16 protein-coding genes and 1 tRNA gene are annotated in these 11,955 nt (G+C 72.4%); 10 read left to right on the top strand and 7 right to left on the bottom strand.

The features are described 5' to 3' along the window. Positions 1 to 32 precede the first annotated feature (32 nt). Positions 33 to 797, bottom strand: a complete 765-nt coding sequence (locus ACZ7C5_RS01655) for a DUF881 domain-containing protein (RefSeq protein ID WP_401081250.1) — start codon at positions 795 to 797, stop codon at positions 33 to 35. A 169-nt stretch (positions 798 to 966) separates the two neighbouring features. Between ACZ7C5_RS01655 and crgA the strand changes: the two genes are divergently transcribed. Then, entirely contained in the window at positions 967 to 1,215 is a 249-nt protein-coding gene (gene crgA, locus ACZ7C5_RS01650; RefSeq protein ID WP_188297680.1) for a cell division protein CrgA, read from the top strand. 337 nt (positions 1,216 to 1,552) lie between these two features. Here crgA and ACZ7C5_RS01645 read toward each other — a convergent pair whose 3' ends face one another. Further along, on the bottom strand, positions 1,553 to 2,446 hold the full coding sequence (locus tag ACZ7C5_RS01645) for a rhomboid family intramembrane serine protease (protein WP_470321675.1): 894 nt from the start codon (positions 2,444 to 2,446) through the stop codon (positions 1,553 to 1,555). 223 nt (positions 2,447 to 2,669) lie between these two features. On the opposite strand from ACZ7C5_RS01645, the gene ACZ7C5_RS01640 reads away from it, so the two are divergent. Next, a complete protein-coding gene (locus ACZ7C5_RS01640) occupies positions 2,670 to 3,407 on the top strand; it encodes a DUF5324 family protein (RefSeq protein ID WP_401081243.1) in 738 nt (245 codons plus the stop codon). Positions 3,408 to 3,498: 91 nt separating this feature from the next. Here ACZ7C5_RS01640 and ACZ7C5_RS01635 read toward each other — a convergent pair. The 5 genes from ACZ7C5_RS01635 to ACZ7C5_RS01615 all read right to left on the bottom strand — a co-directional run bounded on the left by ACZ7C5_RS01635 (position 3,499) and on the right by ACZ7C5_RS01615 (position 6,728). Further along, a tRNA-Ala gene (locus tag ACZ7C5_RS01635) sits at positions 3,499 to 3,571 on the bottom strand. 184 nt (positions 3,572 to 3,755) lie between these two features. Further along, a complete protein-coding gene (locus ACZ7C5_RS01630) occupies positions 3,756 to 3,884 on the bottom strand; it encodes a DLW-39 family protein (protein ID WP_014137031.1) in 129 nt (42 codons plus the stop codon). 711 nt (positions 3,885 to 4,595) lie between these two features. Beyond that, positions 4,596 to 5,903 carry a tyrosine-type recombinase/integrase gene (locus ACZ7C5_RS01625; RefSeq protein ID WP_401081240.1) on the bottom strand — a complete coding sequence of 436 codons (1,308 nt, stop codon included), beginning with the start codon at positions 5,901 to 5,903 and terminating at the stop codon, positions 4,596 to 4,598. Beyond that, complete coding sequence (locus tag ACZ7C5_RS01620; RefSeq protein WP_401081237.1) at positions 5,893 to 6,159, bottom strand: hypothetical protein; 267 nt, start codon at positions 6,157 to 6,159, stop codon at positions 5,893 to 5,895. The genes ACZ7C5_RS01625 and ACZ7C5_RS01620 overlap by 11 nt, the downstream gene beginning before the upstream one ends. A 194-nt stretch (positions 6,160 to 6,353) precedes the next feature. Next, positions 6,354 to 6,728, bottom strand: coding sequence for a transcriptional regulator (locus tag ACZ7C5_RS01615; RefSeq protein WP_401081234.1), 375 nt, complete (start codon positions 6,726 to 6,728; stop codon positions 6,354 to 6,356). Positions 6,729 to 6,946: 218 nt separating this feature from the next. Between ACZ7C5_RS01615 and ACZ7C5_RS01610 the strand changes: the two genes are divergently transcribed. From ACZ7C5_RS01610 to ACZ7C5_RS01575, 8 genes are all read left to right on the top strand, one after another. Next, entirely contained in the window at positions 6,947 to 7,414 is a 468-nt protein-coding gene (locus ACZ7C5_RS01610; protein WP_401081231.1) for a hypothetical protein, read from the top strand. 88 nt (positions 7,415 to 7,502) lie between these two features. After that, entirely contained in the window at positions 7,503 to 8,168 is a 666-nt protein-coding gene (locus tag ACZ7C5_RS01605) for a hypothetical protein (RefSeq protein WP_401081228.1), read from the top strand. Beyond that, entirely contained in the window at positions 8,165 to 8,524 is a 360-nt protein-coding gene (locus ACZ7C5_RS01600; RefSeq protein WP_401081225.1) for a hypothetical protein, read from the top strand. Before ACZ7C5_RS01605 ends, ACZ7C5_RS01600 begins: the two co-directional genes overlap by 4 nt. Continuing rightward, a complete protein-coding gene (locus ACZ7C5_RS01595) occupies positions 8,524 to 8,943 on the top strand; it encodes a hypothetical protein (protein WP_401081222.1) in 420 nt (139 codons plus the stop codon). Before ACZ7C5_RS01600 ends, ACZ7C5_RS01595 begins: the two co-directional genes overlap by 1 nt. Then, on the top strand, positions 8,940 to 9,116 hold the full coding sequence (locus ACZ7C5_RS01590; RefSeq protein ID WP_401081219.1) for a hypothetical protein: 177 nt from the start codon (positions 8,940 to 8,942) through the stop codon (positions 9,114 to 9,116). The genes ACZ7C5_RS01595 and ACZ7C5_RS01590 overlap by 4 nt, the downstream gene beginning before the upstream one ends. Positions 9,117 to 9,323: 207 nt before the next feature. Beyond that, complete coding sequence (locus ACZ7C5_RS01585; RefSeq protein ID WP_401081216.1) at positions 9,324 to 9,761, top strand: hypothetical protein; 438 nt, start codon at positions 9,324 to 9,326, stop codon at positions 9,759 to 9,761. After that, a complete protein-coding gene (locus ACZ7C5_RS01580; protein WP_401081213.1) occupies positions 9,761 to 10,240 on the top strand; it encodes a hypothetical protein in 480 nt (159 codons plus the stop codon). The genes ACZ7C5_RS01585 and ACZ7C5_RS01580 overlap by 1 nt, the downstream gene beginning before the upstream one ends. Before the next feature lie 91 nt (positions 10,241 to 10,331). Then, a complete protein-coding gene (locus ACZ7C5_RS01575) occupies positions 10,332 to 11,939 on the top strand; it encodes a hypothetical protein (RefSeq protein WP_401081210.1) in 1,608 nt (535 codons plus the stop codon). Positions 11,940 to 11,955: the final 16 nt, after the last annotated feature.

Here is an 11,955-nt window from a genome sequence, read left to right as displayed (position 1 = left end):
AGAGTAGACCCGCCGTTCGCGGGCGCGGGCCGTTACGCCGGTCCGTCCGCCGACCGCAGCTCCGTGGTGCCGGAGTACCCGGGCAGGGCCAGGTCCCCGCTCTCCTGGACCTTCCAGCCGAGCCCGTACGCCTGTACGTACTGGAGGTAGTTGCGGATCGTCGGGTCCGCCTCCACGGCCGAGCGCAGCCCGTCGGTCCTCCCGACCGCCTTGACCACGTACGGCGGGGAGTAGACCCGGCCCTGGAGCAGCAGGGTGTTGCCGACGCAGCGCACGGCGCTGGTGGAGATCAGCCGCTGGTCCATCACCTGCACGCCCTCGGCGCCGCCCCGCCACAGCGCGTTGACCACGGCCTGGATGTCCTGCTGGTGGATGACCAGGTCGTTGACGCCGGGTTCGGGCACGCCGGGGATGCGCGCGGTGGCGTTCGGCGGGGCGTCGTTGAGGGTGACGGTCAGGCCGCCGCCCTGGAGCGGCTCCAGGGCGGCCCCGGAGCGCAGTCCGCCCAGCTGGGCGGCGTCGGCGGGGTCGTGGCCCTGCTGCTCGGTGAGCTGCTGGGCGCGGGCCTGGAGGTCGGCGAGCTGGGACTGCGCCTGCTGGTTCTGCGCGCTGCGCTGGCGGACCACGTCGCCGAGGCTCAGCAGCGAGTTGTCCGTCCGCAGGTCGGTGCCGCGGGCGGTCTGCGCGCTGATGTAGAAGAGCAGTCCGGCGAGCGCGAAGACGGCGCAGGTCAGGGCACGTCCGACAATTCGGGTGCCGGACCGGCGGGTAGGGACCGGCTCAGGGGGAATCGACAAATTAGTCACCGTACCCTTATCTCCTCAAGACCCGCCGAGCCACTACGCTAACGGACGCCGGTGGCACGTGGCGGGACGGTCCCCAGGGCCCTCTCCTCCGCCGACGCCGGCAGATTCCACCCGCTGCACCTCCGCGCGGCCTCACAGCGCATCGACAGGAGAGCTCCTCGTGCCGAAGTCCCGACTCCGCAAGAAGTCCGACTACACCCCGCCGACGGCGGCCGCGGTGAAGATCAGCTCGGGCCGTGGTTGGGTCGCGCCGCTGATGCTGGCACTGTTCCTGATCGGCCTGGTGTGGATCGTCACCTACTACGTGACCAGCGGCAACTACCCGGTCGAGAGCTGGCGGAACTGGAACATCCTGGTCGGCTTCGGCTTCATCGCCGCCGGCTTCGGTGTCTCCACCCAGTGGAAGTGACGGCCCGCCCGTCCTGAGGCCCGGTTCCGGGCCGTTCCCCGCCGCTCCGGACGCTCGACCCGGAGCGGCGATCAGTCGTGCCCGGACTCTGAGCGGTCAGCCGGTCGGTTATCCCCACGATCGGACTGTCACGCTTATCCACATGGTTATCCACACTGGGGAAAAGTCCCCCCGGGCTGTGGATAACTTTTCCGGAGCGGGCCGTCCACGACTGTGCGCAGCCCCGCGGAAACGCGAGAACCGCACAGCAGGACACGCGTAGAACAACAGTCCACAACCGTCCGGACGCACAGCCTGTGCACAACCCCGCACCCGCTGTGGACAAACGTGCGGGACGTCAGGCCCCGTAGAGCGCCATCCCGGCCAGCAGCATCCCCGCCTCGACCGCCACCGCGGCCACCACCGCCAGCGCCTGGACGGCTCCGCGGCGCTCGCGCGGGGCGTACATCAGGCCGGCCGCGGTCAGCGCGCCGAGCACCAGGCCGCCGAGGTGCGCCCGCCAGTCGGTGTTGGGGCGGGAGAAGGTGACGATCAGGTTGAAGACCAGGAACGCCATCGCCGGGCCGAGCGGGCCCCGGCTCCGCAGCTGCATCACGATCGTGGCGCCGATCAGCCCGAAGATCGCCCCCGAGGCGCCCACCGAGTTCATCAGGTCGCCGGCCACCAGGAAGGCGAAGGCGCTGCCGCCCAGGCCGGAGACCAGGTAGAGGGCCAGGAAACGCAGCCTGCCGAGCGCCTCCTCCAGCGCCGGGCCGAGCCAGAACAGCACCAGCATGTTCGTCCCGATGTGCCACCACTCCAGGTGCAGGAAGGTGGCGGTCAGCAGCCGGTACCACTGGTCGGGGCCGTCGGCGACGCCCGCCGGGCCGCCCTGGATGTCCCGTCCGGCGCTGAACAGCGACCAGGTCTGCCCCAGCCGCGGCGAGAGCACGTAGGCCGCCAGCACCCAGACCACGATGTTGAGCCCGATCAGCACCTTGGTGACCAGCCCGCCGTCGACGGCCGGGGCTCCACCGAACCTGGTGGTCGCCCGCCGCGTCCCGGCGTGGCCGTCGCCGACGCATTCGGGGCACTGGAAGCCCACCGAGGCGGCCACCATGCACTGCGGACAGATCGGCCGCTCGCAGCGGGGGCAGGAGACCCCGGTGGGGGTCTGCGGGTGCCGGTGGCAGCCGGGGAGTCCGGCCTCCGGGGACCGATCGGCCGACGGCCGCGGCTCGTCCTGGAGCATCAGCGGGTCCCCTTCCCGTACACGGCCTCCGGAACCGCCAGCCTACTGCCGCACACCCGTTCCCGGGCCCGCTCCCCCGCGGCCGCGTTCTCCGCCCGCTCTCCCTTCCATCCCGCGGGCCCCGCGTACGGCCCACCCCGACATGCCATCGGACAAATCAGGATGCATGATCAGCATTCAGGTGGATATGTGCATAAAGGACGCCACCCAGGAGGAGAGACTCGTGAGCTTTACGGATTCGGCCCGAGAGACGGCCACCAGGACCCGGGACACCGCCGCACAGTTCGCGGACGGCGCCAAGCAGCGCATGGGCCCCGCCTTGGACGCCGTCGGCCCGAAGGCCTCGCAGGCCGCCCACAACCTCCGCATCCAGTACGACAAGCACCTCGCCCCGCAGTTCGGCCAGGCCTTCGCCAGCCTGCCGCCGGAGGCCCAGCAGAACGCCCTGAAGGCCCTCCACCGGGCCCAGGAGGCCGCTCTGGCGGCCCGTCTGTCCGCCACCCGGGCCGCGGACCAGGCCCGCACCACGGTCGCCCCCAGGGTCGTCCAGGCGGTCGAGGAGGCCCGTGCCGCGGTGACCCCGGTCGCCCAGGAGGCCCAGTCCCGCGGCGCCGCCGCGCTGACCGCCCTCCACGGCAACGTCAGCTCGGCCGAGATCAGCGAGCTGGCCGCCAGGAATGCCAGGAAGGGGCACTGCAACCGGGCGGCCACCGGCCTGGCCGTGGCCGGCCTGCTGGCGGTCGGCGGCGGCATCGTGGCCTGGCAGTGGTGGCGCCGGCACAGCAACCCGGAGTGGCTGGTCGAGCCCCCGGCCACCCAGGAGCCCCGCCCGGCCGGCGCGCACGCCGCCTCCGCCCCGGTGAACGGCTCAGGACCGGACGCCACCGCGGGGCCCGCCGCCGAGGCCCCGGCCGCGGAGGACGGCGGCCCCGCCGCCGAGGACGGCCCCGGGCCGCGCTGACCGTCCGGGAGGCCCGGAGATCCCCGGGAAACGCCGATCGGCCGCCGACCAGGATCCTGGTCGGCGGCCGATCGGCTACCGCTGTGAACTGTGGAGCATAGGAGATTCGAACTCCTGACATCTGCCTTGCAAAGGCAGCGCTCTACCAACTGAGCTAATGCCCCTCGACGGCACCACGGGTGCCGACGGGCACCAGAGTACCGGTTTCCGGCGCGATTCCCAGCGCCGTCCCCCTGGAACGGTGCCGTCCAGTGGGGTCGGCCGGTCCGGTTCTTCGACCGGGCCGGCCGGCCCGGGAGGCGCCGAGGAGCGCCTCCGGAGTTCGTCGATCGTCAGATCGCCGGGGGTTCAGCGACCGGCCGGAACCGGGTCGGTGGCCTCGGTCCACAGGTCCTGCTCGGCACGGTCGGCCTGGACCTGACGGTAGACAAAGAAGCCGCCGAGGGCGACCAGGGCGACCAGGAGAAGCTTCTTCACCGCGGGACCTCGTCCTTCTTGCGTTGTTGGACTCAAGAGCCGGATCCGGCCGGACTGACCGGGCCGACGAGTCCAGTTGTGTTTCGAGCGCGAACGGGCTGCCGGGTGCCAGACTGCCCTTGCGGCCGATGATACACACCGGTGTCCCAATCGTGACCAGCCACCGGTGCGGCCAACCCGGCGGTCCGGTCCCAGGATTGACGCCGCACCTCCTGGCGGGTGGTCCGGCCGCCCCGTGGACCGTCCCGGGGCCCGCCGGGCCCGGCCCGCGGGTCCGTCCGCTGACCGTCCCGGCGCCGCCACCACGGCCGTGCCGTTCTCCGGGTCCGCGCCGGTCGACGCCGGGAACGCCGAAGGGCCCGGAGTGGATCACTCCGGGCCCTTCGGGGAGGTGGGCCTAACAGGACTTGAACCTGTGGCCTCTTCCTTATCAGGGACGGTTGTTTCCCCAGGTCAGCAACATCGCGCTCCGCCGCAGGTCAGGGGCATCTACAGGTATCCGCCCCCGTCCACCCCCCTATAACGTCACCCTGAACCCCCTGGATTTCGGAAGACTTCTGGATGGGTCGGTGGGCTACGCCGCTACCGCCAGCCTGGGGCGATGCCGGTACACCGGGTCTCCGCGCGGCGGCTTCGGATCTGACCGGCCAGACCCGGCGCAGCCGTCCCTGTTCTCCTGGGTTCTGGATGAGTTCTGGATGAGCCGGTGGGCTACGCCGCTACCGCCAGCCTGGGGCGATGCCGGTACACGGGGTCTCCGCGCAGAGCGGCCAGGACCTGGCCGGCCAGGTCCGGTGCAGCATGGGTGTAGAGCCAGGTGATCTCTCCGCCGCGCTCGTGTCCGAGGATCTCCTGGACGATGGCCTCGGGGACGCCAGCGTCGTGGAGCCGTGAGGCGAGTGCGTGGCGCTGGTCGTGGAAGTCGGGCCAGTAGTCGGTGCGCGTGGTCTTGTCGGGGAGCTTCTTCACGGTCTTCCGCATGACTCCGGCCGCGTCGATCGCCTTGATCCAGTTGCGGCGGAACGCGCTGCGGCGCAGCGGTGCGCGGTGTGGCTCTCCCCTTCTGTTCTTGCGGTTGCGCCCGTGGAACACGAGTTCCTCGGGACACATGCCGTCGACCTCGGGGTCGGACACCGCGTACGAGGGCTGCTCGGCGGCGAGGTGCGCGCGCAGTACCCGCACAGCAAGGGGAGTGAGGGGGACGGTGCGCAGCGATGCGTTCTCCTTGGGGTACGCCTTGCGCTTCAGCTTCCCCGCGACCTCAGTGACCACCTCGCGGACCTGAAGCCGTGCGCCGTCGAGGTCAACCCAGCAGGCGCGCAAGCCGACCAGCTCGCCCCAGCGCAGCCCGGTCTCCTGGGCGACGATCTGAAGAGCGAAGTGGTAGCAGGGGAGAGCCTTCCGGATCCGGCGCAGCTGGGCGTAGGTGGGCGGTCGCCGGTCTTCGGGGTGCCGCTTTTTGATCTTGGGCAGTTTGACGCCGTCGGCCGGGTTGAAGTGGAGCCGTCTGTCCCGCAGCGCTGCGGCGAGCAAGCGGTCCAAGACCTGGAACACCTTGGTCGCGCTGCTCGGCGCCAGGCCGCCCGGGACGAGGCTGTTCACCCACTCCTGTACGTCGGCCCATCCGATCTCGCAGATCTTCCAGGTCCCGAAGCGCGGTTGTATGTGGAGGCGCCACAGCCGGTCGTCGCGGTCGAGGGTGGAGTCCTCGCCGGTCTGGAGTGGGCGCCAGGTCTCCGTGTACCAGGTGGTGAGGGTGATCTCTGCGCGCCGGGGGTCGATCCATCGGCGCTCGTGGATCTCGTTTCGGATCCGGTTCAGCTCGGTCTTGGCCTCGGTCTCGGTGTCGCAGGTACCGGACAGGGGCTCCCCTCCGGGACCGGTGTATCGGTACTGCCACGTGCCTATGCAGTCGCGGCGAGCCCGAACCTTCTTCTCGGGCCACTTCGCCCGGCACCTCTTACACCCGCATTTCATGCTGGGCAACTGGCGCGGGTTGTTGGTTTCCTTACGCCCCACGGAGCACCTGCCCGCCCTCGACGACGGCGCGCCCGTGCTGGGCGGCAAGCAGCGGGGGCGGCAGGGTGATGGGCTCCCCGCAGAAGCAGAGTGCCGCGCCGAGCCCGGCCGGAGCGTCGAGGTCGGACAGGATGGCGTGGATTTCGGCCACCGCGGCAACAGGCTGGGCGTCACGCCGAACATGGATCGTGATGGTGGCCGGGTCGTACGCGATGGCCTCGGCGGCCAGGTCGACGGTTTCAATACGCAGGCACACGGGCGTCCCCCAGGACTCGGCACATGGGCATGGATGACCTACGTGCCGCAGCTGGAGGACTACGGCCGACTACTCGCCGGGTTGGAGGTCCGCGGCCCGTCGACCGTACCCCTACGAAGGTAGAAGTGCACAGTGCGTTAGTAGAAAAAGTGGGGGCGTGTCGCTCCGGTTCCGGTCGCCTCGGGCGTGCACGGTCAGGAGGCCCTGGCGATCCTCACCATCGCCTCGGCCTGCTGGACAAGCAGGCGCTGCTGAGCGGTGGGCAGCTCTCGGAAGAGCCTGAGCATCTTCTTCTCCCGCTCCTCGTTCAGGGCTGCGGGAACCCGGCGCCCTGCGGCCGCGAACACGGCGGCGGGCGTGAGGCCCAGAGCGTCGGCGAGGCGGCGGAGGACGTCAGGATCGATCCCGGCCGTACCTCGGGCGCGGCGGACCCACGCATTCAGAGAGGCCAGGGGGATATCCGCCCGGCCGGCGAGCCAAGTCTGGCTCCGCCCCGTCTCGGCGAGGACGCGCAGGATCAGCGCGGACAGGTCCTCGCCCGCGGTCTCGTCTCTCGCTTCTCCCTGCATGTGTAGAAAGACTGCCGTCGCCAGCAGCGGTGCGCAAGCCCGCCACCTGCACTGTCGTGATTTTGACCTCGGCTTTGGGCGCCCTTAATCCGGAATGAAGCCTCACACATCCCCATCCGGCCCCATTGACGTGCCTCTACATCTACGTGTAGATGTAGAGACCTGCCAGGGCGGCAGCGCCCCAGCCACCCAGAACCAGCCAGAGAGCGGGATGCGAGATGCGACGACGCAGCGGAGGAGCCGAGATCCGGCAGGCCATGACCGCCGCCGGGCTCACCATCGCAGGCCTGGCCGCCGCGACCCGCGCCGCGGACCCCACGGCGGTCGGCATCTCGCAGTCGATGGTCGGCTTCGTGACCAGCCGCGGACGGTCAGCCCGCGAGGAATGCAGCAGGCACGTAGCTGAGCTGATCGCCACCGCGCTCGGCCGACCGATCGGCGAGCTGTTCATCGACGAGGTCCCCATGCCCGCGCAATCTACATCTACACGCGGAAGCGAGAAAGTCCCCAACGCTGTCGAACCGCTCATGACCTCGGTGGAACTGCTGGCGTACCTGCGCAAATCACCGAGCTGGCTGGACCGGGAGATCAAGGCAGGCCGCATCACGCCCATCTACGCCGGCCGCTCCAGGCGGTTCGACCGCCACCAGGTGCTTGCCGAGCTGGCGGTCCCTGCCGCCGCATAAGCCCCCAGAAACGGCTCGGGGCCGCCCCCGGCTCCACACCAGGACGGCCCCAGCCCTCACCCCTCGCTACGACGAAGGAGAGAACGACATGTACCAGGGTACCAACCCTGCTGCTGCACCCCTGTTGGACGCCGACGCCGCGCTCGACGCCGCCGTCCCCGCGGACGTGGACGTGCCCGCGCTGCCGGCCGAGGTGCTCCTGGAGGTCCACGACCTGGACCTCGACGTCCTGGTCCCGGCCGCCGAGTGGTGGCGGACCGCGACCCGCCGTGCCGCGCGCCGGCTGATTGGCCAGATGGGCCCGATGCTGCGCCATCTGGTCGCCGAGATCGTCACGCTGGACCGCCAGCTCGCCGAGACCGACAACGAGGTCGAGCAGCTGCGTGCCGAGCTGGCGGAACTGCGTGCCGAGGTCAAGGAGCTGCGCGCGGCGAAGGAATCGGCGCCGGCGCCGGACCCGGATCCGCTGGTCGCCGCGCACGGCATGGCCCTGCGCTTGTCGCAGGCTCTGACGCCGTCTCCGGTTTCGGTCAGTGTGGACCGCTACTCGTGGGAGGACGCGCCGCGGGTGACGGTCCACGCGGACGATGCCGTCTCCATCGAGGCCTGGGGCGTCGAGCTGTGCACCGCCATCCAGTGGACGGAGTCGTCCTCCGGCCGGTCCCGGATGGCGCACGGCGAGTGCACGATCGACGGCATCCTGGTCTCGCTGACCGGGTCCGTGTACCTGGGACTCGCGGCGGTGGCGTCGTGACTCAGCCGCACATCGCGCACACCGCCGAACTGGTCGTCCGGGCAGTGATGGGCCGTCCAGACTTCACGCCAGCCGCGGTCGTCCAGGCCCTCGCGGACGCAGCCTTGCTGCGCACCGCCCCGCCGGAGGTCTACCGGGCGTCCTGGGACGACCAGTCCCTCGGGCTGTACGCCTCCCGGGACGCCGCCCGGGGCCGGTGTCTGCTGGCCGCCGCCATCGCCCGTCCCGAGGCCCGGATGTCCTGGCACCCGACGAACGGGGACGACGACGCCGAAGAGTTCCTGGCCGACGGCGGGGAGAACACGGAGTACTACATCACCACGGTGCCGGTCCGGATGACGGCGGGTGAGATCTGATGACCACCCGCCGCAGTCTCGGCCCCATCGACCACGGCACCCTCACGGGCTACACCCAGCACCGCAACCGCCGGATCCCCATCCCCAAGACCGACGAGTGCGGGTGCCGCGCGGCCTACAACGCCGAGCGCCGGGGGCAGGCCGCCGAACGGGCGCCCCGATCCGCGCACGAGTGGAACCAGGGCCTGACCGGCGAGCGGCCGCCAGTCGCCGAGCGGCCGCTGTCCGCCCGCTGCCCCACCGAGGGCTGCGGCCAGGACGGCACCGACCCGCGCGTCGGCGGCCCCGGCTGGACCTACATCCGAGTGGTCGGCTCCGCCGTGGGCGGCCGCTGGTACTGCTCGGGCGGCTGCGCCACGGTCGGCATCGCGCTCGCCGAGCTGCGCCCGGCCGACGCCGAGGCCGGTGGTGTCCGGTGACCAGCAGCCTTCTTCTCGCGCTGTGCATCATCGCCGCGCTGTGCTGGCTCGCCGCCTGGACCGAGCAACTGGTCTACGAGCGTCGCCAGTCCCAGACCGAGCGCTCTCACCGGCGCCCGCGCCCGGGGCCGGCCTCCGCAGCGCCGAGACCGGCCCCGGCGCACCTGCCGTGAGCAGCGTCCCGGCCGAACCGTCCGGGCCCCGGCTCGTCGGGTTGCACGTCGTGTTCGGGACCCGGACCCGTGCCCCGTACGCGGACTACGAGTGCCCGTGCGGCCACCGGGACGCCGCCCTTGGCGCGGCCGCCGTGATCCGGCTCGTCCGGGTCACGGGGCCCGCCCACCTCGCCGTCTGCCCCCTCCGCCCCCGAGAGGAATCCCATGCCTCCCATCCGTATCCACCTCGCCGCCGCCGGTGAGGTCCGGTCCCTCACGGGGCCCGAGCACTACCGCGAGGCGCAGCAGCGTCTGCTGATGGCTTGGGAGGACGACCGGTCGCCCGAGAACTCGGCGCACTTGGTCGCCGAGGCCGGCGTCCACGCCACCCTCGCCGTCGCGGCCGCGGTCGCGCTCGGCAGCCCGGCCACCTCGGGCATGGACCTGGCCGACTACGACGCCTGGGTCCAGGTCGCCTCCGAGACCCGCCGCCCGGCCCCCGCCGTCCCGACCTGCGGCCTGCACGCCGTGCTGATGGACGCCATGCGCGAGTACCAGCGGACCGCGTGCACCTCGACGCTGCGCGAGCACTCCCAGCGGGACTACCTCGCCGAACACCTCGTCACCGCCCTGACCGCCGCCGGATACAAGGACCACAGCTGATGAGCACCACCACCGCGCACGTCGACCTCGTCACCGGCGTCGTGTCCACCGATCCCGAGCCCGTCCCGTTCGCCGAGGTCGTGGCCGAGCACATGGGCGGACGCGTCCACGACGCCGCGTCCGCCGAGCTGCACCAACTGCTCGGCGCCGTCGCCAAGCACGGCAAGAAGGGGACGCTGGCACTGGTCATCAGCGTCGAACCGCCCCAGGGCCACGTCGAGGGCGGCCCGCTCAACATCGCGATGTCGACCATCCTCAAGGCCCCCAAGGGCATCGTGCCCGCCTCGACCTACTACCTCGACCGGCAGGGCAACCCCTCCAGGCAGGACCCGCGCCAGCCCGGCCTGTTCGGCGACGACGCGCCGGTCGAGGCCCGGCAGGCCGGCCTGCGCACGGTCCTCGCCCGGGCGGGCGTGGATGCGGACGAGGTCGACGGCCTGGCCGCGGCGCTCGATGCCGAGGGCTACCGCCGCCCGTAGCCCGCTCCCCCCTTGTACGGCCCGAGGGGCGCGGCGCGCACCGACCCGCGCCCCTCGGGCACCAGCACCACGACCAGACTGGAGCCCCCCGATGCAGCAGCGGCCCGCCGTCGCCGCCGCCGCGCCCGCCGCCACCGCCGGGCAGCGGCCGCCCCGGCGCAGCAGCGCGCCGTTCTGGACCCGCTTCCCGTCCATGTGGCTGCCGCTGCTCACCGGCGACCACCTGCGCTCCGTCACCGCGGCCGGTGACTACGCGCGCGGCGCCGACGGCTACTGCTGGGCGGCGGACCGCACGCTCGCCGGCGGCCTGGGGCTGCACCCGGACACCGTCGGCGCCGGGCTGCGCGCCGCCGAGGCCGCCGACATCGTCCGCGCCGTCCGCCGGCCCGGCGGCACCTCCGCGCGCGTCCTCGTCCTGCCCGAGACGGACGACGACACCGTCCTGTGGGTGTGCGTCAGCTCCTACGCCCGCAACGTCCTGACCGCCTACGACTTCCTGGCGTACTGCGCGCTCAGCGTGCGGCAGCACCTGGACGAGCCGACGAGCATGGACCTCATAGCCAGGCTGACCGGGATGAGCCCGGCCCGGGCCCGCACGGCCGTCGCCGAGCTGCTCGCCGCCGGCTGGATCACCAGCCGGGACGCCCCCGGCCGCGCCGCCCGCTACACCGTCCACCCCGCCCCGCTCGCCGGCGTCGCCACCCAGCTGGTGCTCGACTTCCCGCGCCCGCGGCCCGTCAAGGTCGACCGGCCGGCCCCGGCCGAGCCCGCCCACCGGGGCGAGACCGACGGCCAGCTCGCCCTGTTCGACCCCGCAGACCCGGACACGACCCCTCACGGATCGACCGTCACCACCCCTCACGGATCGACCGCGACCACCCCTCACGGATCGACCGCGACCACCCCTCACGGATCGACCGCGACCACCCCTCACGGATCGACCGGACGAACAAGATCACCCCAACAAGATCTCTCCAACAGGCCTGCCGCCGTGGGCGGTTGCGGTTCCGCCGTAGGCGATACCGCCGTACCGCGCGACACGGGCGCACCCGCGAGCACCCGCGACGCCGCCGTCCGGCCAGCCGCCGCATCGGCTGCGCCGGAACCGCGAACCCTGCCCCCGCTGCTCATCACCCCCGCCGCCTACCGCGTCCTCGCCGAGGTACCCGCCCTGGTCGCCCGGATGAGCCGCTGGGAGCAGCGGCAGGCCGCCCGCGCCGTCGGTGCCGCCATCGAGACCGCCGCGGGCGACGCCGACCGGGTGGCCGACCGGCTGCGCCGCCGCTACGCCTCGGCCGACCCGGACGACGTGCGCCGCCCGTACGGGTGGCTCGCCGAGCGGGGCCTGACCCGGCGCGGCTGCTCCGCCCCGGCCTGCGAGTCCGGGTGGGACCTGGTCCGCGACGACAGCTGCCGCTCCTGTGCCACCCGCATCGAGGAGGCCCGTGCCGTCGAGACGGCCCGCCGGGCGCAGCACCACCCCGCGCCCGCCTCCGAGCCCGCCCCGGCCGCCGCCCGCTCCCGGACCTGGGTCTGTGCCCTCCACCCCTCGACCTCGCTGCCGTGCGGCATGTGTGCAGCCGAACCCGCCCGTACCTGGGCGCCCGTGTCGGACACGACGGCCGGCCGCCAGTTCCGCGAGCAGCGCGCCGCCCGCCGCCTGGCCCGCGAGACCGCCGCGGCCGCGGCCGCGGCCTGACCTTCCCCGACCTCCC

The sequence above is a fragment of the Kitasatospora sp. NPDC036993 genome (genome assembly GCF_055607525.1).
The sequence above is the reverse complement of the archived record's forward strand: the minus strand, read 5'-3'. Positions and strand labels throughout refer to the sequence as shown.

Coding starts and splice junctions, on each gene's coding strand:
- ACZ7C5_RS01645 (WP_470321675.1), bottom strand. CDS start 2,446: ATGCTCCAGGACGAGCCGCGGCCGTCGGCCGATCGGTCCCCGGAGGCC.
- ACZ7C5_RS01615 (WP_401081234.1), bottom strand. CDS start 6,728: ATGCAGGGAGAAGCGAGAGACGAGACCGCGGGCGAGGACCTGTCCGCG.
- ACZ7C5_RS01610 (WP_401081231.1), top strand. CDS start 6,947: ATGCGACGACGCAGCGGAGGAGCCGAGATCCGGCAGGCCATGACCGCC.
- ACZ7C5_RS01605 (WP_401081228.1), top strand. CDS start 7,503: ATGTACCAGGGTACCAACCCTGCTGCTGCACCCCTGTTGGACGCCGAC.
- ACZ7C5_RS01595 (WP_401081222.1), top strand. CDS start 8,524: ATGACCACCCGCCGCAGTCTCGGCCCCATCGACCACGGCACCCTCACG.
- ACZ7C5_RS01585 (WP_401081216.1), top strand. CDS start 9,324: ATGCCTCCCATCCGTATCCACCTCGCCGCCGCCGGTGAGGTCCGGTCC.
- ACZ7C5_RS01580 (WP_401081213.1), top strand. CDS start 9,761: ATGAGCACCACCACCGCGCACGTCGACCTCGTCACCGGCGTCGTGTCC.
- ACZ7C5_RS01575 (WP_401081210.1), top strand. CDS start 10,332: ATGCAGCAGCGGCCCGCCGTCGCCGCCGCCGCGCCCGCCGCCACCGCC.